Consider the following 20,827-nt stretch of genomic DNA (forward strand, 5'->3'; position numbering starts at 1 on the left):
CAGCGTGACGCTAGGCTTAAATACACTGGGTACCCCGGAGGGGTCGGCGAGATGGATGTCAGCGTGCACCTACTCATTGATGTCGTCTGCACGAGTGGAGGGCTGTCGAGGCTGGAAAAGCAGCTACGGAGTATTGGATTCTCCACACGGGTGATATCAGCTGATACTCTGAGAGCTGTAGCGAGGTTCAAGCCCGAAGAGTCGAGTAGAGTTATCGGGGAGCTCATAAGCGCTCTAAAAGAGCACTCAAGGAACACTCGGACAATCTGTGTGGAAACCTGGGCAACTCTACCTCAGCAGCCGGGGAAGCCTGGAGTGAGGCTCCTAGATATTAATGGAGTAATCTTTCAGGCGAGAACCAGTAAGCAGGGGAGAACAACAATTAAAGCTGTATGGGGTAGTATAGCTCCCGGAATACCAGTGGTACCAGGAAGCATGTTGAGGAAGTGTTTTGGAGCCGAGCACCTGGATCTACTAGGGGGTGAACTCTACAGGAGAGTGGGGGCTATCGAGCACTTTAAAAATATCCCTTAATCTCAGCCAGGGTTCGCTGTCTTCATCCCTGCCGACAGGTCTATGGATAGGGCGTTCATCACTAGTATACGTTAACACCTTTCTGCTTAAGCAGTCTCTTAAATCTCACTGCATCCTCGAACATGTAGATGTTGTTGAACATCACGTAGACTTCGCTTACATCTAGCTCTGTAATGAGCTTGTATAGCTCGACAAGATCTTCATCACTATACTTGTACCTGTAGTTGATTTCACCAGCCCCTCTACCATGCAGTCTGAAGTAGGCTATTCCTCCAGGCTGGACAAACGGCTTCCTCTTGAAGGGGTCGACTACATGGATGATACCATGCTTCTCCATAAGGCTTGTAACACGGTTGTCATCAGCGCATTCTCCTCTAAGCTCCCATCCAACAAGCATGTTACTGATGTCTTTGAGTGCATCTTTGAAGAAGCTGTCTACTGCCTCAAGGTGCTCGGTGGTGCAAGGCATGCTGGAGGGTGTCTGAAGAATAATAAATCTTGCTCCAAGTATTCTAGCCCTATCGTAGACTTCCATAAAGGCCTCCAAGTTCTCCTTGGTGTGCTTGAGGTGACCGTAGCTTGCTACATCTCCTTTCACTCTACTCTTCATTCTCCTCCAGGTTGGAGAAGTAGAGGGATGCGTGATCACCTGCCAGACTTTAACTGCTATCTCAAAGCCGCTTGGAAGGGAATCCCGTAGTCTCTTACACCAGTCTCTTGAAGGGAGATCATAAAACGTATTTTGTAGTTCAACTACACTTAACTCCCTGACATACCGTTCTCTAGATACTGGGAAACCACAACACCCTATTTTTATCATAGGGGTGACCGTGGCTATACGCCTAGCTCGAGTATCTCTGCTTTCCTAACAGGCTCGAGCTTCTTTAACTCGTTTACTATTGTAGAGGGATCGCTCCACCCTGTCTTACTTATATCAACAAGCATCTCGCATTCTCCTAGCTCCTCGCGCTTTAATACTACGCATTTAGTTGTCACTAAATCCACGTTGAGCTCGGCTAGATACCTGGTTAGCTCGGCTAGAACACCTATCCTGTCCTCGACGAGCACTTTTATTTTTACCAGCCTGGCCGCCACGGGTAGTGGAATCAACTTTATCTCACGTGAATCTTTATCAGCCACCATGAGCATCTGCATGCCTTCCCTTAGATCGAAGAGTCTTCTCACAGCCATTGGTATGGTAACTCTACCCTTAGAGTCTATCTTAACAGTCTCCTGTATCACGAAGCTCATGACTTCTACACCCTTACCGATTTGATCTAAAAAATCCATCACTTTTAATCCCTAATATAGCTGCTAATTTAGTGAGCTTCTCTAGGCTTCAAGTTATAGAGTGAAAGGTAGCACAGTGAGAACTTTAACACCATGTTCCTCGAGTCTCTCCCTCCACAACTCGCCTAAACCGAGGATAGCTATGGTATCAACTACCTCCGCTCTAGACTTAGAGATCATCTCTAAGATTGCTTCAAGGGTTCTACCAGTGTATACAACATCCGCTAGCACAAGTAGCTTATCCTTCCTGCTTATAAGATCCCTATCCAAGTAGAGGGTTTCAACATCCTTCGGGCTCCTCACGAACGATGTACTATAGTACTGGATTCCAGGATAGCTCCTTCTTTTAACAAGCACTATCGGCGCGTTGAACTCAAGGGAGATCATAGTAGCTAGCGGGAGTACTGCTTCAGCTGTTGCAACTATCTTGGTGATCTCCTTACCCGTGAGCTCTAGTATTAAGAGCATTGAGAGAAGACGGGAGACGTAGGGGTCCTTGAGAACTCTCAGCAAGTCTATCACGTTGCTCTTCTCCTTCTCCACGAGATCTTTCAGCAGGCTACTTAAGTCTATTGAGAGCGCTATTCTTGAGAGGATGAGTGCAGCCTGCTCTATCCCTGGTACAATGGAGCCTCTCACATACCTGCAGAGAACTGACTCGGATACCCCTGTAATCTCGTGGAGATCCCTGTAGGATAAGTTAGGTTTCAGAAGCCTGAGTACTTCGCTCGCCATGAGTCTAACCTTCATTTTATCAGCCTTACTCTTAGAGTGAGCGTTGAGAAGTCTTGACGCGAAAGCCTTAACTTCAGCTTCACTAGGCTTTCTCACCACTAGGACTCTTCCACTCTTAACCCTAAACACCTGCTTCACCTCGAAGCGCAGCTATCTTTAAACCTTTAAATAAGTATTAAAAAATATAAGACTAAGGGATGAAGAAGGTCTTAAGTACTGATTGTAGTGATGTGAAACCCACGCAACGACCGTTCAACTGTTTAGAGGTGTCTTCAAACCTTGCTTAGATTCGATGAGAAAGTGCTAGCTGTAGCTGATGCCGGCGAACTAGCAGAGTTCATTGAGGAGGCCTCAGCTTTAAACCACGAGTATGTTAAAGCATGCGGGGACTGCGGTGGAGAAAAAGTCTGCTTATATCTCCACTTGAAGGCTATGGATGAAGAAGTATTCGTAGAGCTAGCTGGATTCTCTATTGAAGCCCCCCACGATAGAATCCTCGATGATAGAATACTGGGGATTTTAAGGTATGCTTCAACAATAGTAAGCAGGAGCGGTCTAGTGGAATTCTACGTTAATGGAGTGCTCTCAATTGGAGTCCATCGGCTGGTCTGCAAGAGTAGAGTTAAGGTGAGTGAAGCCTGGTTCCTTGAGTACGAAGAATTTCTCGCCATGGCTGGTTGAAATGGTCTACTTAAGAGTGTGGAGATGGCTTAGCGACAGCGAGTTCCGCGAGCTCTTAAAGATCTCTGATTACACTGGATTCAGGGATGGATACAAGATATTCTCCATTAACGCCGAGAAGGCTTTGAGAAACGGATACAGTTTTGATGATGTAGCAGGGTTGATCAGGGATCTCGAGTGCGAGATTGAGGGTTCGCTTGAAGAACTCAAAAAGGCTTTCGAGGAGTATGCTTTAACACTAGACTGGGATAGTGTTAAAGGACACCTAGTACTCCACGTGCATAGAAGCCTCTACCCTAGGTTGAAGCCTATACTAGCAGAGCTTAACGCTAGGAGAAGCTCTGAAACACCTGAATCACTCATCTACAGGATCCCCCCGTTGAATCTACCACGGCTCGCAGAGCATGCCGGCAGGCTTGGAATACCAGTTAGGGATCCACTCAGATTGCTCGAGGAGAAGAAACTTCCCTTGAAACCCGAGCTCAGAGGTGTCGAGTTAAGAGACTACCAGCGTGAAGCCCTCCAGAAGTGGATTGAGAACAAGTATCAGGGTATAATTGCTCTGCCGACAGGTTCAGGTAAAACCCTCATAGGAGTTGCCGCGATTATCGAGAGGGGAGTCCGCTCTCTCATAGTAGTTTACACGAAGGAGCAGATGATCCAGTGGAGGAACACTCTCCTCAAGTACACCAGTATTCCTGAAGCGGCAGTAGGAGTATTCCACAGTGAGGAGAAACGGGTAGCACCGGTGACGATTACAACGTATCAGAGCGGGTTCCGCCGGATAAACTCTATTTCCCCATTCTTCGACATGCTCATAATAGATGAAGTACACCACTTACCAGCCGATAAATTCAAGTATATAGCGATACACAGTATAGCAAGGTATCGCATGGGCTTATCTGCTACTCCTTACAGAGAGGATGGCAGGCACGAAGACCTCTTCCCACTACTAGGTAGTGTAGTCTACTATAAGGCACCCGGCGACCTAGTAGCAACAGGGTATCTAGCACCCTACAGGATTGTGACAGTTAAGGTCAAGTTAACTGAGGATGAGCGCAGGGAGTATGAGAGCTTAAGGCGAAAGTATCGCAGTCTCGCCGGATTGAGAAGCTTCGAGCAAGTAGTTAAAGACGCCAGGGTGGACCCGGCGGCTAGAGAAGCTCTCAGAATACATAGCAGGATACAAGGGCTTCTAGCCTCAGCGAAAGCGAAGATAGATAAGGCTGTAGAGATAGCTTTAAGGGAACTCGAGAAGGGAGGTAAGATAATAGTTTTCACACAGTTCATCGATCAAGCTAAAGAGATAAGCGAGAAGCTGAATGCTTACATGCTTACAGGCGAGGTACCAGTTCAGGAGAGAAAGCGTATTCTAGAGGAGTTCAGGAAGCTGGAGAAGGGTGTTCTAGTAGTAACCACGGTTGGAGACGAAGGCCTCGACATCCCGGACGCGGATGTAGGAATAGTGGTCTCAGGCACCGGGTCCCGCCGCCAATTCATTCAGCGCTTAGGGAGACTGCTGAGACCGAAGACTGATGGCAGAGAGGCTGTTCTATACGAGATTATACTCGAGAAGACCAGTGAGGAGTACCAGGCAAGGAAGCGTAGGAACATGAGCCTTAATGGAGTCCTCGATGAGAAGCATGATTAATCAGCGCTTATGAGCAGGCCTACCAGGATCCACTGGATTACATCTACTACTTCTAGTGCTACTCTCACCTTGTAGCTAGCTTTGCCATCCTCCCAGCTTAAAGCTTCAACAACCGGGTAGCGGCTTCCCTGCACCTCACAATACGCATATACGTTGCGATCCTGGGGTAGATTTGAGAGCTCGATGCCTGTGGATTTATGGCCTAAGAGTCCGGCTACGTATACTAGTCTCTCGTCGGCTATTACTATCCTCTCACATCCACTCATAGTTGTGAAGGTGACGCATAGACTACGAGTGCATACTTCACTGAGGTTTGAGAGGGCTTGCAGTAGAGCTAGGAGCTCCTCGATAGAGATTTCAACGTAGTCCAGCCAGGTATCTCCTGCTAGAACATACACTCTCCCATATCTTTCTACAAGAGCTGCCAGCTCGTTCGCGTCGCCCTTATCTATAATAACTGTAAACGGGGCTAGAGCCAGTGCAACCACTCTACCATGGATGAGGATATTTGCAGTACCCGGCCTGTATAGCACTTTAATTGTGTTGACCTGTCCTCTAAGATACTCCATTAGCTTTAAGCTAGTATTCAGGGTGAGGCTGGATGGCTCGATGAGGATGGAGCCTGAGGAGAGCCTAGGCATTGTTTCAACCGGTTTTAACGGAGGATATGGTGGGTTTCATGGAAATGCTTTAGGGGAAAAACCATCTTTATCTTATTCTAGTTTCTTTTCACTCCTTTACTCTTTTACTTTTATCTTTATCTCTATTATGCTGACCCTAGACTCCCTGCCCTGGGGGTTTGTTAGAGTCTGGCTGCCTATCTTGATTTCATCGACATCTACTTTGCCAGGCAGGAACCTGTTCTTTATTATCTCGACTGCATCGACAGCCTTGCTTATGGCTCTTCCGCGAGCCTTGACATATATCTCCTTGACACCCTGGTGTGCTAGGGTTAGAATAGCTATCACGTAGTTCATTACCGGCTTCTTACCTACTAGTACGGTGTTTGCACTCTGCGGCTGCGACATTTCCTCTACACCTCTTCTCCTAGATAGTCTTAGATTATTCGGGTTCTTTACTATTCAGGCGGTTCTATAAAAACTTTTCGTTTGTATAGGCCTCCATTACTGCTAGCCTAGACTATGCCTTGAAGAATACTCTAACTCTCACTGTAGAAGTCGATGTAGTCTTCGACCGCGAAGAGAAACCAGTAGGGAAGGTACTAATCAACGCGTAGGGAATACATCTAAATATAGATGAGCTCAAAGTGAAAACCAAGCTTTAAACGACTCCAGCCGAGCCAAACGGTTTTCCAAGCTACCGCAGGATCTGTACTTCCTTATTGCTTATGAGAACGATATCACAAGCTTCTACAGACTGAGGAAGGAGACATGTGAAAATACGTTAAGAATACCCGGGACTACTGAGCTACCTCTACACGGCCTGCCAGAAAGTGGGGACAATCTACAAGTGCTATGGGAAGAGGAGTGTAGCCGGGGCTTCTAGTTTTCAAGAAGGAAGCTGTAGTGCTCGATGACCAGGCATTCGGGTTGAATTTAGATGGAAGGGCTATAGAATTCTCACCCCAGGTGAAGGGATTTTACTGGGGTACCACTACTCCTCCGGTCGCTACGAGAGGTTCAAGGACTGAAACGTCGCAGTCAACTAATACTGTAGGAGTAGAGGCTTGCATGGAGCCTCAAGATACATGCAAGCTGAACTCTTAGTACTGGTTTTATAAACCCATATGGAAATTGCTAGAGATCACAGGTGTTTCCTATGCCTAGAGTTAGACTGGAAAAGATGAGCGAGTATGAGTGGAGGATCCCGAGAGGCTACAAGAACTGCATGAACACTGATGCCATAGTATTCGCGGATGAATTCCTCCTCGATAAAATGGAGGGTGATCTGACGCTAGAGCAGGCAGCTAATGTAGCCTGCCTCCCCGGTATAAGACTCTACTCGTACGTCATGCCTGACGGCCACCAGGGGTATGGGTTCCCTATAGGTGGTGTAGCTGGATTCGATGTCGAGGAAGGAGTGATATCGCCTGGTGGAGTAGGCTACGATATTAACTGCGGTGTTAGAGTCCTGAGAACAGAGCTAGACTACGATGACGTGAAGCCGAAGCTCAAGGAGCTTATCGACGCTTTATTCAGGAATGTACCGAGCGGCGTAGGCTCTACAGGCCACTTGAAATTAAGCTTTAATGAACTCGACGATGTCTTAAACAGGGGTGTTGAATGGGCTGTAGAATCAGGGTTCGGGTGGAAGAAGGATCTCGAGCACATCGAGGAGAGAGGTAGGATGAAGACAGCAGATGCTAGCAAGGTGAGTAAGACAGCTAAGCAGAGAGGCCATGAGCAGCTCGGCACACTAGGAGCCGGTAACCACTTTCTTGAAGTACAAGTAGTCGAAGAGATATACGATCCCGAGGCAGCGAAAGCTATGGGTATAACGAGAGTCAACCAGGTCACAGTAATGATACACACAGGTAGCAGGGGGCTGGGACACCAGGTTGCAAGCGACTACCTCATGGTTATGGAGAGAGCTATGAGGAAGTACGGTATAAGCGTGCCGGATAGAGAGCTAGCAGCACTACCCTTCCAGAGTCCTGAAGCCCAAGACTACTTTAAAGCCATGTCGGCTGCAGCAAACTTCGCCTGGGCGAACAGGCAGCTGATCACTCACTGGACGAGAGAGAGCTTTAAACAGGTATTCAAGAGGGATCCCGAGGAGCTCGGGCTCGAGATAATATACGATGTAGCCCATAACATAGCGAAAGTAGAAGAACACGTTATCAACGGTGAGAGATACAGGGTTGTAGTGCACAGAAAGGGGGCTACTAGAGCATTCCCTCCAGGGCACCCTGATATACCAAGTGACTACCAGTCGATAGGCCAGCCTGTGCTAATACCTGGAAGCATGGGTACAGCAAGCTACATACTCGTTGGAACCAGGGAGGGCGCTAGAACATGGTATAGTGCGCCTCATGGAGCCGGGAGATGGCTTAGCCGTGGAGACGCTATTAGATCCTATAGTCCTGATAAAGTAGTCGACGAGCTGAGCAGGAAAGGCATAATAGTGAAAGCCGCGACAAGAAGAGTGATAAGCGAGGAAGCCCCCGGTGCATACAAGGATGTAGATAGAGTCGTGCTAGTAGCACACAAGGTTGGAATAGCTAAGCCTGTAGTTAAAATGAGACCTATAGGAGTAGCTAAAGGCTGAGAAACCACCAGTATGTTAATCCATTGTTAACTAGATATCTCCCTGCCAGGATTAAGCTTAAAGCAACACTCTACTACTTTATTCTCACGGGATCCCACTCTAAACCCCCGCCGGCGAGCTTAAAGGCTCCATTAATCACCGTAGCCGCCTGCAGCCGAGCCCCCTCATACCATGAGGAAGTATTCTCAATACCGTAAAAGCTAGATTAACGAAGAGAGGTGGAAATGGTAGCCTCCATGTAGAGGCAGCTAGCTAGACTTAAACCTTATTTAATTCACCGTTATGGTCACTATAGGTGGGCTTCTAGTGGAGTTCACACACAATGAATTTCTATTCAAGCTTTCCAGTAGTAGCCGTCCAAGAGAGGCTATGGTTGAAGTCACCAGGAGATGTAATTTCTCCTGTATCTACTGCTTTAGAAACGAGCTTCCCATGGAATACTTAGCGAGCGATATGAGTAGAGGTACATATGAATTGTTTCTAGAGGATGCTGTGAAGACCGGTATAGTTAAACTAGCTTTTACAGGATGGGGGGAGCCGCTCATTCACCCATTCATCACGGACTTCATTGAGATGGCTAAGAAGCACGGGTTGGAGATTCTCCTCCAGACGAATGGTGCTCTACTAGGAGAGTACAGCTGGGAGCTAGTAGAATTAGACTTGGATGAACTCTATGTAAGCATCGATGTAGGTGTCGGCATGAGGATCGGGGGAGCTATCGAATTAATCCTTGAGGGCGTAGACTTAGTTAACGATGCTAAGAGAAAGCTTGGAAGAGATAAGCCTGTGATTAGATTTCAGTTCACGCTCAACAAGTACAATGTGAGAGGCTTGAAGCAACTGCTTAACATGGCTGCTGCCCACGGAGTCAGGGAGGTTATAGTATCAGACACTATCCCTAGCAATCCAGCGGTAGCTAGCGCCTCCTGCTTCAATAGTAGTGAATGCATTAGTATCATCGAGGAGTATAAGACATACATCATCAATACGGCTTTCACAGAATACACTCTACTTCGACTGCCTAACTTAGAGCTGAAGACTGAAAGACACTGCCCCTTCATGGAGAATAACGCATTCTATCTTACAGTAGAAGGTGATGTAGCACCCTGCCTCTTCTACGCTCATAAGTGGCATCCAATAATAGGAGGTGTTGAGAGGGAGATAACACCTGTTAGATACGGTAATATCCATGAGAAAAGCATCATGGATATCTGGAGGAGCCAGGATTACACGAGATTCAGGTTCAACGTTAAGTATCACCAGCTACCTTCATGCCTAGACTGTCCTCTAGTAGAGGGCTGTGCTCTTACAAGGAGCAATGAAGCTGACTGCTGGGGCAATAAGCCTACATGTAGTTTCTGTCCTTACGCTAGAGGAATATCCTTCTGCCCCCTTTAAACTCGCAGCGCTAATAAAAGTGCTGAATACAGCAGGGGACTCTACCCCACAGTAGTTCGTAGGAGAGAGGTAAGCGGTATTCTACGCCCCATTGTTTTTAAGTAGTTTATGAATCCATAAACTAGTGGTTTCCACTGCTTACGGTGATTAAAGCGATGAGCGAGGTCACAGTAGAAGAAAAGTACAGGGCTATTAGTCCAGCAGAATTCTTCTACAAGTACAGGGAGATTGCAGGATTCTCTAATCCAGCTAGAGCACTATACCAGTCGATTAGAGAACTCGTGGAAAACGCTCTAGATGCAACCGACGCCCATGGCATCCTCCCGGATGTAAAGATAACTATTAAGAGGGTTGACGAGATCCAGGAGTTCTACAAGATTACAGTTGAGGATAACGGGATAGGTATACCCCCCGACGTGGTTCCAAACGCTTTCGGGAGAGTCCTCTTCAGCAGTAAGTACGTGTTAAGGCAGACGCGTGGAATGTACGGTCTCGGCGTTAAAATGGCTGTACTCTACGGTCAGATGACGACTGGAAGACCTGTTGAAGTCGTCACGAGTAGACGGGGCCATAGAAGAATATACTATTTCAAGCTGAGAATAGATGTCAACAGGAATGAACCTGTAGTTGTCGAGAAAGGCTCGTGGAGTAAAACCGTGGATTGGCATGGCACTATAGTATCGCTAACAATTGAAGGAGACTGGAGTAGAGCTAAACAGAAGATCAAGGAGTACCTGTTTAAAACCGCGGTAGCCGTCCCCTACGCTAACATCGTTGCTTTAACCCCTGAGGACGAGCTGATATACTACCCCAGGATCACTGAGGTAATGCCGCCTCCACCAGTCGAGGTTAAACCCCACCCCCATGGTGTTGACTTCGAGATGCTGAAGCACATGGTTTCCACGGGTAGCTACAATACGATCAAGGATCTCTTGATAGGTGAATTCCAGGGGATCGGCGAGGTTACAGCTGAACGGATTCTAAGCCAGGTTGGCATTGAACCTGTGAGAAAACCAGGTGAGCTCAGCGACGGAGAAATCCTAGCGTTAGTTAACACCCTTAAGGTGCTTGAGGGAGTGAAGCCTCCATCAGCTAGAGCTATCTCACCGCTCGGAAAAGAACTGATAGAAGCCAGCTTGAAACGGGTTTTCCAGCCCGAGTTCGTCTATGCTGTGTCACGACGGCCTCAAGCCTACCACGGCCATCCATTCGCAGTAGAGGTTGGATTAGCCTATGGAGGTGGAACTCCTCTCAGCGAAAGCGATAAGCCTATTATACTACGATACGCTAACAAGATCCCCCTGCTCTACGATGAGGGTAGTGATGTAGCAACACTTGTAGTTAAAGAGGATATAGACTGGGGCAACTACATGATATCCTTCCCGGCTCCACTAGCTGTACTCGTGCATGTATGTAGTACTAAAGTCCCATTCAAAGGTGTTGGTAAGGAGAGTATAGCTGACGTCCCAGAGGTTAGAAGAGAGATAAAGCTATCCCTCATGGAAGCGCTTAGAGAGCTGAGAAAACACCTCTTAAAGAAGGCTAGAGAAGAGGATTTAAGAAGAAAAGCTGAACGTATAGCAAAGTACATACCTGAAGTAGTGCGTAGTATAGCATCTGTTATCTCTAGCAACGATAAAAGTATTGAGTCCAAGCTAGCTGAGAAGCTAGTAGTAATAGTCTCTAAGCGCACAGGTATACCAGCCCCCGAGATACTCAGCGTGCTTGAGACTGTTGAAGTCGGAGGGTAGGTGGTAGCAGTGGTGTCAAAGACTGATGTAGAGGCTAGGAGAAAAGCTGCTGAGCTTATAAGAGAATCCCTTCTAAGAATAGCTAGGGAGATAGAGGAGGAGAAGCCTCCCGCATTAATCATGCCTAAAAGAACTCTCTCCAACACGATATATGATTACAAGAACAAGATTCTCCTACTAGGGCCTGAAACCCTTAGAAGAAGCTTTGCAGATGCTAATGAAGCCAAGAAGTTCATGCAGACTATTCTTATGGCTTCAATAATACATGAATCCCTTGTTAGCAACGAGTATCCTACGATACGCGACCTATACTATAGGGGGAAGCACAGCATAACGTATAGGAGTGGCGGAAAGATAATCCACGAGAACACCTGGGATGAACAGAAGGAGTCGGATGGAGTAATAAGGGATCTAGAAGTATACCTGGATGTACTAAGAGAAGACCTCCTCATCCTGAGCAAGGAGAAAGGTAAGGTTGTAGGGAACCTGGTTATTAAGAGTGGTGATGACATTATAGACCTCAGCAGGATGGGTCATGGAGCTTACTCTATAGAGCCAACACCCGACCTCATAGAGTTCAGGGATGTAGACGCCGAGTATATACTAGTAGTGGAGAAGGATGCAGTATTCCAGCAGCTACATAGATACGGCTTCTGGAGAAAGCATAAGGCTATACTGGTTACTAGCGCCGGCCAGCCTGATAGAGCTACTAGACGCTTCGTTAGAAGGCTCAGTGATGAATTCAAGCTGCCAGTCTACGTGCTAACAGACAGCGACCCCTATGGATTCTACATTTACAGCGTCTTCAAGATTGGCAGTATAACACTCTCCTATGAGAGTGAGAGGCTTGCAACACCAAGTGCTAGATTCATAGGTGTAATGATGACCGACGTCTTCGGTGACAGTGTTTTCAGAGATATATTAAAGGAGAAGGATTCAAGGAAGATTATCTCATCGATAGCAGGCGACTTAAAGAGCCTTCAAAGCAAGAAGCCCTATCTAAGTGAAGCCGAGCGGAGAAACTATATTATTAGAGCTAAACTGAAAGACATTGAGAGAGCCGTAGAACTCGTAGGATACAATGTAGCGGAAGCATGCCTAGATAATACTGAGATTAAAAGCAAGCTGAAGAAGAAGGAGGGGGCTTCAGGCTACCCGTGGTTCCAGACACCAGAGTGGATTAGAGAACTCTGCGTATTCTTCAAGACGTTAAGCAAGCTTGAAATAGAAGCAATGGCTAGTAAAGGCCTGAGATTCCTTGCTGATGAATACATTCCAGGGAAGATATCTAGTGGCGACTGGCTTAGCTAACCACTTTTAAGCTAGCGTGAAGTCTAAGGAGACCTCAGGTGAGACAGGTTTTCTCATCTCTTCTTAATCAAACCCGTGGTCTCATCATCACGTTAAAAGCAGTGACTACAATCCTAATAAGTGTTACACGAGCTTAGAGAGGATGACTCGGCCATGGGCTACTGGATTGTAAAATGTAGTGAGTGCGGTGTAGAGCGGAAGCTACTAGTAGCATTCCCACTCAACAAGGAGTTTAAGAAACTATACCACTACTGCCCTAACTGCGGCAGGAACACCTTCCATGAAATACTGAGATACGTGGAAGAGTAGTATTCATGGATTTAATCCTGCCTCTAGAAGAGTAAAGGTTAGTGGCCGTAGGAGAAAACAGGTCTCGAGCTGACCCTGAGTGGTAGTGTCGCTTCAACCAGCGGGTATCCTTCAACCTCCTTCTCGAGTAGCTCTATGAATTCCTCGAGCTTCATTACTCTCTGGTCGTTACTCCTCCTGAATCTAACATTCACTGTACCGGTGGCTACTTCTCTCTCACCAACTACGATCATATAGGGGATCCACTCTCTCCCAGCATCTCTAATTTTTCTTCCAAGAGATTCATCTCTATCGTCGACGTCTACTCTGAAGCCTCTACGAGAGATCTCCTCGGCAATCTTAAAGGCTTGCTCGTTGAACGCTTTTGAGACAGGTATAATTCTCACTTGAATAGGGCTCATCCAGGTGGGTATGTAGGGTGTTTGCCCACTTGCCTCCATCTGGGCTGCTGTATCGAGAACCATGTATATGTATCTCTCTACGCCTCCGAGTATTGCTGTGTGAATTATAACCACGAAGTGCTTCTCTCCTTTTTCATCCACGTACGATATGTTGAATCTCTCCCCGTTCCCGACATCTATCTGGAATGTAGCGATCTCCCTAGGCCTCTTCAAGTTATCTATTATATGGTACTCAACGTTGAGAACCCAGTAGTATATACCTGAAGGTATCACAGATATGAGTACCGGGTAGCTCTCCCTTCTAACGAATTCTAGTAGTTTATCTCTGTGATCCCTTAGGAACCCCTCGGTTACATTGTATAATGCCACGTATCTCCGGCCGAGTTTTCCAGCCTCTTCATGTATTTTAGCCTGTACTCTCAGTGAAACTTCAACTGCCTCGCTGAGATTCCTTGTGAGTATGTGGAGGTCCGGCATATAGAATTTTCTGAGTCTAAAGCATAATGCTACTTCACCCTCTTGTTCAAGCCTGTAGCTGTCAGCTACCTCGAACATCCCGAAAGGTAGATCCTTATAGCTGATCACCCAGTCCCTGAGCATTGCAAACTGCTGATGGCAGGCAGCGTATCTAAGCACAAATCTATCTTCATCTACTCCAACCTCGTATAGTCTGTCCCCGAAGAGAACGGCGTGCTCGTAGACAGGTCTCTCCTTTAGATTAAACATATTGCTACCCATAACCTTGAAGACAGGTATCCCCAGGCTTCTCGCCACGCTCCACGAGTACCTGATAACAGACTCCATTATGGCTGCTGCATGAGGCCCGTACCTCATATGCCCATGGTCGCTCATGGGCTCCCATTCAAACCCGAACTTCCCACAGTACTCATTGACTTTGTTTTCGCCTCCAGGCAGCTCTCTTCCGAATACCTCTTTGTCTACGAGTACCTTGAGTTCAGGGTAGTTTGTGTAGTCGAAGCTGGAGGGGTCGTGGAGGGCGCCGTCAGGAGTCATAATGTAGAAGCGTTTTTCAATTACTCTTCTAGCTGTTGTAGCTGAACCTTTAATACTTCTTGAGAGCTCGCTTAAGGGATGCCCGTAGCATTCGAGAGTAAACGATTTATACCATCCGAATGGAGCCTTGTATACTCTTATGCCACTTCTACTCAGATTCTCGTAGAGCTCTCTAAGGATCTTCACAGCTTCGAATGGAGGGGCTAAGTCTTGTGATAAGTGAGCATACGGGTAGATTACTATTGAAGAAGCTTTAACCTGATTGTACACACTAGTGATCTCGCTGATGGCACTACTAATAGTGCTAGAGTCATCTCCTCTCTCAATACTCGTGAATACGATGAGAGCGTTCTCGAGACTCAAGTTTTTCTCTTCAACGGGCTCCGGCTCTTCTACAGCTGGCTCCAGCACCTCATAGCTGAATCGACGTGCATGGATTAAGAGTAGCCTCAAGAGGGGCACCTGAACTCAACGACGTTATCTTGATGAATAATTTACCAGGATATTTAAATACCCTGAGGGGCGCTTCTATTCCCAGATACCAGGGATACCTGCCTGCTCCTTCAAGATTTAAAATGAGTGTTTGCAATAGATTACCATGGGGCTTGAAACTCAATGCCTGAGGGTAGTAATCCTGGTAAGGAGCAGTCTACTGGGTTTATCTCTGTTAGAGATATACCTGGGGTAGGCTCAACGATAGCTGAGAAACTAGAGGCAGCCGGATATCTCTCAGCTTGGAGTGTTGTAGTAGCCCGTGCTGAAGAGCTGGCTGAGAAAACAGGGCTCCCGCTTCTAACAGCCCAGAAGATCATTGAAAATGCTAGGAAGATACTTGGTATAACATTTAAGACGGCTAGGGAGGTTAAGCAGGAGAGAATGAATGTAAGAAAGATTACAACTGGAAGTAAGAGTCTCGACGAGCTCCTCGGCGGCGGCATAGAGACTAAGACTATAACAGAGTTCTTCGGGGAGTACGGCTCCGGTAAAACTCAGATCTGCCATCAGCTAAGCGTTAACGTGCAGCTGCCCTTCGAGAAAGGCGGGCTGGAGGGTAGAGCAGTCTACATTGACACTGAGGGAACCTTCCGCTGGGAGAGAATTGAAGCTATGGCTAAAGCTCTTGGACTAGACCCTGAAACCGTAATGGATAACATATACTACATGAGAGCGTATAACAGCGAGCATCAGATCTCAATAGTCGACGAGCTCTTCACTTTCATCCCTAAGAATAACGTGAAGCTAGTGGTGCTAGATAGTGTTACAAGCCACTTTAGAGCTGAGTACCCTGGTAGAGAACACCTGGCTGAACGCCAGCAGAAGCTTAACTCGCATCTCCACCAGTTAATGAGGTTGGCTGAAGCCTACAATATTGCAGTAGTCGTCACTAATCAAGTCATGGCTAGACCCGACGTCTTCTACGGTGACCCCACGACAGCTGTAGGCGGCCACGTTCTAGCGCACACGCCTGGTGTGAGAGTACAATTAAGGAAGTCGAGGGGTAATAAGAGGATAGCTAGAGTAGTTGATGCCCCGCACCTCCCAGAGGGTGAAGCTGTCTTCGTGATCTCCGAGGAGGGGATTAGGGACTCAGAAGAGGAGTAAAGCCTAGTAGAACTCCTAGTAGAGCCAGTAATACAGTGTCGCCTAAAAGCATAAATGTAAGCGTGCCTACCAGCAGTGGTATCATGAAGGGGATACCATAGGACACCCATATATACGTATCCCGGGAGACAAGATTTTTCTCAACTAGCTCTCTGAGAGTCTCTTTATGAGCGTTTAAATCCTCCCTTATATCGTAGTGGAGCCTGTAGACGGCTTCAACTCCTCTACCTCCAGCCTGCAGGAGAACCAGCGGATAGTAGAAATCTGAGTTAACGAAATCCCCGATAGTCATGGGCTTAGCGATGAACGGGTAAACTAACCTGTACTTTAATGGAATATTCTTCAGTAGTTCACTGTATCTTACAGTAGTGTAGAAGCCGTGTAGAAGCGATAACACTACGACAGATAGAGCTGAATACATAGTGATAGAGTAAATAGGAGGTAGAAGGCTTCTAGTCTGGAGGCCAGTTGGTGATGGGTTAGGGTACAGCATGGTTAGCGCTGCCACAACGAGTACATCTCCTTCACCCATTGAGCCGGCTGCATGCATTAAAGCGAAGACTGCTGGTACAATCGCTGAGAAAGCGGTATAATACGGGTTCAAGCCTTCCACAAGCACTGTGAACGCGAGGAAGACTACTGAACCACCAATAAACAAGTAGACTAGATTATCGCTGACCTCACGCCTCCTATAATCCTGCACTGAGAATACGGTTAGAAATGTGAGAGCGTAGACCGCTTTCAGCACTTCGAGTAAACTTAACGTGTAATTCATACCAATCCCTGTAATACGGGTTCACGGGAGTATAGCTAGCTACGAGTCTATTCTAGGAGGGATATATATTCTAGCACTTCGAGTTAACATTTCATAGGAAGCCTTGACTGGTGGATACCTTGGAGATTAGGGAGGCTCAGGAGCACATTAAACGGTTATACTATGAGAGGGATAGCCATAGAGGTGTCTTCGCAACCTTCACATGGTTCACAGAAGAAGTAGGGGAGCTGGCTGAAGCAGTACTTAAAATGGAGAGGAGAATGCTCGAGGAGGAGCTGGCTGATGTCTTCGCATGGCTGTTAAGCATAGCAAACCTCGTTGACGTGGACTTAGAGGAAGCCTTTAAAAGAAAGTATACTAGCCTCGAAAACTCTTAATAGCTTTCACAATCTCGGCTCCTTTAACCGGCTCCTCCTCCATAATAGTCCCTGTGACAATAATGTCGGCTCCAGCTTTCAGGAGCTCCAGGGCTATCTCAGGAGTCCTCACGCCCCCGCCTACAGTGACTACCAGGTTAGAGTACTTTTTAACAAGTCTTGGGAACACTGGGGGGATAGGCTCTCTAGCACCGCTTCCAGCCTCCAGGTACAGTACTTTAAGCCCCATCATCTCTGCTGCGAGAGCGTAGGCTACAGCTAGCTCCGGCTTAGAGTAGGGTATGGATTGAACCCTGCCTACATGCCCTACCGCTGTATCAGCATTGAAGACTATGTAGCCTGTTGGAATGGATTCCAACCCATACTTACGTATAATTGGGGCAGCCTGAATCTGCGCTTGAATCAGGTAGTATGGTTCTAGAGTATTCATTAGGATCATAAAGAGAACAGCATCAGCCTTAGGGGTTAGGCAGTTGAGGTTACCAGGGAAGACTATCACCGGGAGCCCGGTTTTCTTGAGTACCTCTGCTGCTGCCCCGGCTTCCTCAGGCGTGACCCCAATACTCCCCCCGATTAGAAATGCATCAGTGCCTGCGCTGCTGGCTTCATCAGCAAGCTTCTCAAGCCTCTCCAAGTCCGCGACTTTATCAGGGTCTATGAGAGTGAAGTGTAGTTTCTCTCCTCGAGCAATCTTCCCAGTAATATAATTGAATACCCGGCCACTCATTCCCTTCCCTCTTCGCTCTCAGAGGACTCCCCGGCTTCAGGGAGCACGTATTTAACTGTGATCTTTCCTTCCTCGTAGAGATCCACGAACTTATTGTATACGTCTGAGGCCTGGTAGAGTGAAGGAACACTCTCGAACTCGTAGTATAAGCCGCACTTACTACAGGATACTATAGCTCTCCTCGTAGAACCCTCCTTCTTGAATACTACTGAGAGAGAACGAGATCCGCAGCTTGGGCACTCGAATACCAGGGGCATTTTAATAGTCTTCTTAACAATCCTTCTCCTCTTTTTCCTCCTACCCATGATGCCACACCAATCCACTTAATACAGCTTATTTACTAGAGACACGAATTTATACTTCTACAACACCTGCATGCTGGGATTACTTGAGTAGTCTTCTAAGAGTCCTCGAGAAACCCTGGGATAGAATCTCTCTTACAATCCCTACAGCATCGGATTCACCAACCTCTAAATTCCTGTAGAGGTTTCTTCTAAGAGCTACTTCAAGCCCTAGAAGGTGCTTGCAGTAGGGGTATGAGCTCCTCGAGACTACTCTCACAGAGAAATCCATGCAGCTACAGTAGGTTCCCGGTATGACGACGTAATCGCTTCGAGGACCCATGTAAACCCATATATCCCTGTCTCCAGGAGTCTTCAGCCTAACAAACCTGTGCTCGTAGACTAGCGGTAGTACACTTCTCGCCTCTACACCTCTAGATGCATCCTCCTCCAGCTTTAAACGCGTATCTTTGACATCCACTAGAACCCACATCCAGTAGGCTTAATGGGCCCGCGGGGATTTGAACCCCGGGTCACGGGGAGTCCCGCCCTTCTTCAGCGGTGTGGGTCCCGAACCCCGCATCCTAGTCCAGGCTAGACGACGGGCCCAATCCAACTCTCTGTCTCCCTTGGAAACGCTTAAATATCTTTATACTTAACTCTCCCCGCGTGGCTATGCGTGAATGCTATACTGTTCTACCTAGATGGAGTGAAGTGTAGTCTTCTACCCCACGGTGGAGTTCCCCAGGCTACTCTAGGTGTAGTGGAGGCTCGATATATTAAGTCTTAGGTTCAAGGTAATAGTTGATTATAGAGTGCACTTGGTGGTAGCAGTGGTTAAAATCCTTGTGGATTTAGCTAGAAGCCCTCACGTATCACTGAGTAGGCAGGATGCTATAAGACTGCTCAGCGAGCTTGCATCAATACGTTTTACAAGGGATCTCGAGGAGGCTTTAAGAATAGTGAGGAACTTCGAGGAGTACCTGAGGTACTCTAGGAGGAAGTTCGAGGAGTACATTAATATCCCTAAGGATCCAAGGGATGTTCTCGCTGGAAGAGTATTCATTCATAGAGTCAGGTTGTTCGTGGAAAACAGCGAGGAGATGGTTGAAATAGTATTTGATCGGAGAGTAAGTCTTGACGTAATTACTTCAGTATTAAGGAACCTAGGTTTCAGCGAGATAGTTGTCGAGGAGCAGAAGGTGTAAGCGGAGGGGCAGGGCGTTATTTGGTTGTAGAGTGCTAGGTTCAAATACAGCTGGCTGTAATACACTACTGAGGGATGAGTTATGCAGCCTGAGTTAGAGTTAAATGAAGAAATCCTCTCCAAGCTGGATTATAGTGAAGCATATAAGCTGCTTGTGACTACTGAGTCAAGAAAGTTGAGCAGCGTCTTCGAGACAGCTAGAAGAGTTCTAAGCATACAGCCGCATCCAGATGACACTGACCTCGCTGCCGGCGGCTTAATCGCCAAGCTCGCTAAGCGGGGGTGTGAAGTAATCTATGCTACAATGACAGACGGCAGGCTTGGAACAAGTGACCCCGAGTTATACCCTGAGAAACTTGCATTCATTAGAATGGAGGAGCAGAAGAAGGCTGCCGAGATCCTAGGGGTAAAGAGGCTTATATGGTTGAACTACAGGGATTCAGAGCTTGAGGTGACTGAGGAGGCACGGAGCAGGCTTATAACCCTGATAAGAGAGCTACAGCCTGATGTAGTATTAACAGTCGACCCTTGGCTAACGTATGAAGCACACCCTGATCACATTGCGACAGGCCTCCTTGCTGTCCAGGCAGTAATCTTCGCCGGGCTCCCCCATGTTAATCCAGGTGATATAAGAGCTGGTCTTAAACCTCATGCAACACCATACATAGCATTCTACTGGACTAGAAAGCCGAACGTGTACGTGGATATAACAGACTACATGGATGTGAAGTTAAAGGCTGTTGCATCTCATGTAAGCCAGTATCCGCCTGGAGGATTCAGGGAGCTGGAGGGTCTTCTGAGAGTATACTCTAGGCTTATGGGTAGGAGGATAGGAGTCCTCTATGCTGAGGCATTCAAAGTAGTATCACCGAGGCATCTGCATATCAGCTTCTACACCGAGGACTTGTAAAGTGAAAACAAGTAGGATGACATTCTATGAAATGATGAAATAAGGTTTACCTGAAGCCAGACTACCCTTGGCCCCTGGTTTTTCAGCTCTTACTCTTCCCTTTCTTCTCTTTACTCTTCTTACTTTTGCTTTTACTCCTGGTTTTCTCGGTCTTTTTCCCGGTTTTCTTCTCCTTTTTCTTCGCTTTCCCGGTCTTTTCTTTCTTTTTCTTCTCCTTCTTAGATGGCTTTTTAGCAGGCTTTGCTACATGCTTCTTAGCTTCCTGCTTCACTAGGCTTTTAAGCTCTTCTATACTGGCCTCCCCTCTAAGTATTCTCCGCCAGAGCTTTGTGACACCTATAAGTAGCTTCAACTGCTCTAATCGTATCTCTCCACCTTCCTCCTCTTCCTCCTCGTACTCCTCCTCGATCCTCTCTTCTAATTCCTCGGGTACCTCCTCGTCGCTGAATAGAGGCATGCCTGCCCACCTATCCTGTAAGCGTATCTGGCTTGTTCACAGGACTACCTGTTATACCTGAAGATCGTTATAAAGGGTTATATTGATTATAAAACCACTACAGCAGCCTTCCTGCAGGCTCTTAGTGAAGAGTAGTTTTTCACACTGCTAGTCATGCTCAGCAAGGCTGCCTGCTACAGTATCATGGA

At 47.1% G+C, this 20,827-nt stretch carries 25 protein-coding genes and 1 tRNA gene; 14 read left to right on the top strand and 12 right to left on the bottom strand.

The genetic code is table 11. The features are described 5' to 3' along the window. Positions 1–51: 51 nt before the first annotated feature. On the top strand, positions 52–534 hold the full coding sequence (locus tag OWQ48_05970; protein ID MCY0868754.1) for a hypothetical protein: 483 nt from the start codon (positions 52–54) through the stop codon (positions 532–534). A 61-nt stretch (positions 535–595) separates the two neighbouring features. On the opposite strand, the gene OWQ48_05975 is transcribed toward OWQ48_05970, so the two are convergent. The 3 genes from OWQ48_05975 to OWQ48_05985 form a co-directional block, all read right to left on the bottom strand. Beyond that, complete coding sequence (locus tag OWQ48_05975; protein ID MCY0868755.1) at positions 596–1,354, bottom strand: DUF72 domain-containing protein; 759 nt, start codon at positions 1,352–1,354, stop codon at positions 596–598. Between the two features lie 14 nt (positions 1,355–1,368). Continuing rightward, on the bottom strand, positions 1,369–1,785 hold the full coding sequence (locus tag OWQ48_05980) for an AbrB/MazE/SpoVT family DNA-binding domain-containing protein (protein ID MCY0868756.1): 417 nt from the start codon (positions 1,783–1,785) through the stop codon (positions 1,369–1,371). Between the two features lie 93 nt (positions 1,786–1,878). After that, a complete protein-coding gene (locus OWQ48_05985; protein MCY0868757.1) occupies positions 1,879–2,697 on the bottom strand; it encodes a phosphoribosyltransferase family protein in 819 nt (272 codons plus the stop codon). A 141-nt stretch (positions 2,698–2,838) separates the two neighbouring features. Here OWQ48_05985 and OWQ48_05990 point away from each other — a divergent pair, with 141 nt between their 5' ends. Both OWQ48_05990 and OWQ48_05995 read left to right on the top strand, forming a co-directional pair. Continuing rightward, a complete protein-coding gene (locus OWQ48_05990) occupies positions 2,839–3,240 on the top strand; it encodes a hypothetical protein (protein MCY0868758.1) in 402 nt (133 codons plus the stop codon). A 1-nt stretch (position 3,241) separates the two neighbouring features. Then, positions 3,242–4,891, top strand: coding sequence for a DEAD/DEAH box helicase (locus OWQ48_05995; GenBank protein ID MCY0868759.1), 1,650 nt, complete (start codon positions 3,242–3,244; stop codon positions 4,889–4,891). Here the strand turns inward: OWQ48_05995 and OWQ48_06000 are convergent. Beyond that, complete coding sequence (locus OWQ48_06000) at positions 4,888–5,532, bottom strand: hypothetical protein (protein ID MCY0868760.1); 645 nt, start codon at positions 5,530–5,532, stop codon at positions 4,888–4,890. The genes OWQ48_05995 and OWQ48_06000 overlap by 4 nt on opposite strands. A gap of 96 nt (positions 5,533–5,628) precedes the next feature. Then, positions 5,629–5,919 carry a DNA-binding protein Alba gene (albA, locus tag OWQ48_06005; protein ID MCY0868761.1) on the bottom strand — a complete coding sequence of 97 codons (291 nt, stop codon included), beginning with the start codon at positions 5,917–5,919 and terminating at the stop codon, positions 5,629–5,631. Between the two features lie 498 nt (positions 5,920–6,417). On the opposite strand from albA, the gene OWQ48_06010 reads away from it, so the two are divergent. From OWQ48_06010 to OWQ48_06040, 7 genes are all read left to right on the top strand, one after another. Then, positions 6,418–6,618 (top strand): hypothetical protein, encoded by a 201-nt coding sequence (locus OWQ48_06010; protein ID MCY0868762.1) that lies wholly within the window; start codon positions 6,418–6,420, stop codon positions 6,616–6,618. 52 nt (positions 6,619–6,670) lie between these two features. Then, positions 6,671–8,119: an RtcB family protein gene (locus OWQ48_06015; protein MCY0868763.1), complete on the top strand. Its 1,449-nt coding sequence runs from the start codon at positions 6,671–6,673 to the stop codon at positions 8,117–8,119. A 23-nt stretch (positions 8,120–8,142) separates the two neighbouring features. Beyond that, positions 8,143–8,316 carry a hypothetical protein gene (locus OWQ48_06020; GenBank protein ID MCY0868764.1) on the top strand — a complete coding sequence of 58 codons (174 nt, stop codon included), beginning with the start codon at positions 8,143–8,145 and terminating at the stop codon, positions 8,314–8,316. 109 nt (positions 8,317–8,425) lie between these two features. Then, positions 8,426–9,517: an SPASM domain-containing protein gene (locus OWQ48_06025; GenBank protein ID MCY0868765.1), complete on the top strand. Its 1,092-nt coding sequence runs from the start codon at positions 8,426–8,428 to the stop codon at positions 9,515–9,517. Positions 9,518–9,672: 155 nt separating this feature from the next. Further along, positions 9,673–11,268: a DNA topoisomerase VI subunit B gene (locus OWQ48_06030; protein MCY0868766.1), complete on the top strand. Its 1,596-nt coding sequence runs from the start codon at positions 9,673–9,675 to the stop codon at positions 11,266–11,268. Between the two features lie 9 nt (positions 11,269–11,277). Continuing rightward, complete coding sequence (locus OWQ48_06035) at positions 11,278–12,579, top strand: DNA topoisomerase IV subunit A (GenBank protein ID MCY0868767.1); 1,302 nt, start codon at positions 11,278–11,280, stop codon at positions 12,577–12,579. Between the two features lie 120 nt (positions 12,580–12,699). After that, positions 12,700–12,888, top strand: coding sequence for a hypothetical protein (locus tag OWQ48_06040; GenBank protein ID MCY0868768.1), 189 nt, complete (start codon positions 12,700–12,702; stop codon positions 12,886–12,888). A 38-nt stretch (positions 12,889–12,926) separates the two neighbouring features. On the opposite strand, the gene OWQ48_06045 is transcribed toward OWQ48_06040, so the two are convergent. Continuing rightward, positions 12,927–14,756: a threonine--tRNA ligase gene (locus tag OWQ48_06045; protein MCY0868769.1), complete on the bottom strand. Its 1,830-nt coding sequence runs from the start codon at positions 14,754–14,756 to the stop codon at positions 12,927–12,929. 162 nt (positions 14,757–14,918) lie between these two features. Here OWQ48_06045 and radA point away from each other — a divergent pair, with 162 nt between their 5' ends. Further along, positions 14,919–15,905 carry a DNA repair and recombination protein RadA gene (gene radA, locus OWQ48_06050; GenBank protein ID MCY0868770.1) on the top strand — a complete coding sequence of 329 codons (987 nt, stop codon included), beginning with the start codon at positions 14,919–14,921 and terminating at the stop codon, positions 15,903–15,905. On the opposite strand, the gene OWQ48_06055 is transcribed toward radA, so the two are convergent. Continuing rightward, on the bottom strand, positions 15,883–16,680 hold the full coding sequence (locus OWQ48_06055; GenBank protein MCY0868771.1) for a prepilin peptidase: 798 nt from the start codon (positions 16,678–16,680) through the stop codon (positions 15,883–15,885). The genes radA and OWQ48_06055 overlap by 23 nt on opposite strands. A 119-nt stretch (positions 16,681–16,799) precedes the next feature. On the opposite strand from OWQ48_06055, the gene OWQ48_06060 reads away from it, so the two are divergent. Beyond that, a complete protein-coding gene (locus OWQ48_06060) occupies positions 16,800–17,057 on the top strand; it encodes a nucleotide pyrophosphohydrolase (protein MCY0868772.1) in 258 nt (85 codons plus the stop codon). On the opposite strand, the gene OWQ48_06065 is transcribed toward OWQ48_06060, so the two are convergent. From OWQ48_06065 to OWQ48_06080, 4 genes are all read right to left on the bottom strand, one after another. Further along, the gene (locus OWQ48_06065) at positions 17,038–17,784 is read right to left on the bottom strand and encodes a geranylgeranylglyceryl/heptaprenylglyceryl phosphate synthase (protein ID MCY0868773.1); all 747 of its coding nucleotides are present in this window, start codon (positions 17,782–17,784) and stop codon (positions 17,038–17,040) included. The two genes, OWQ48_06060 and OWQ48_06065, sit on opposite strands and share 20 nt — an antisense overlap. Next, positions 17,781–18,089, bottom strand: coding sequence for a hypothetical protein (locus tag OWQ48_06070; GenBank protein MCY0868774.1), 309 nt, complete (start codon positions 18,087–18,089; stop codon positions 17,781–17,783). The genes OWQ48_06065 and OWQ48_06070 overlap by 4 nt, the downstream gene beginning before the upstream one ends. A gap of 79 nt (positions 18,090–18,168) precedes the next feature. Next, positions 18,169–18,546 (bottom strand): SWIM zinc finger family protein, encoded by a 378-nt coding sequence (locus OWQ48_06075; GenBank protein MCY0868775.1) that lies wholly within the window; start codon positions 18,544–18,546, stop codon positions 18,169–18,171. A gap of 25 nt (positions 18,547–18,571) precedes the next feature. Next, positions 18,572–18,674 (bottom strand) — tRNA-Pro (locus OWQ48_06080). Between the two features lie 224 nt (positions 18,675–18,898). Between OWQ48_06080 and OWQ48_06085 the strand changes: the two genes are divergently transcribed. Both OWQ48_06085 and OWQ48_06090 read left to right on the top strand, forming a co-directional pair. Further along, complete coding sequence (locus tag OWQ48_06085; GenBank protein MCY0868776.1) at positions 18,899–19,273, top strand: hypothetical protein; 375 nt, start codon at positions 18,899–18,901, stop codon at positions 19,271–19,273. An 81-nt stretch (positions 19,274–19,354) separates the two neighbouring features. Next, positions 19,355–20,182 (top strand): PIG-L family deacetylase, encoded by an 828-nt coding sequence (locus tag OWQ48_06090; GenBank protein MCY0868777.1) that lies wholly within the window; start codon positions 19,355–19,357, stop codon positions 20,180–20,182. A gap of 82 nt (positions 20,183–20,264) precedes the next feature. Here the strand turns inward: OWQ48_06090 and OWQ48_06095 are convergent, their stop codons facing one another. Continuing rightward, on the bottom strand, positions 20,265–20,639 hold the full coding sequence (locus tag OWQ48_06095) for a hypothetical protein (GenBank protein ID MCY0868778.1): 375 nt from the start codon (positions 20,637–20,639) through the stop codon (positions 20,265–20,267). Between the last annotated feature and the right edge of the window lie 188 nt (positions 20,640–20,827).

It is taken from the genome of Desulfurococcus sp. (genome assembly GCA_026626905.1).
Lineage (GTDB): Archaea > Thermoproteota > Thermoprotei_A > Sulfolobales > Desulfurococcaceae > Desulfurococcus.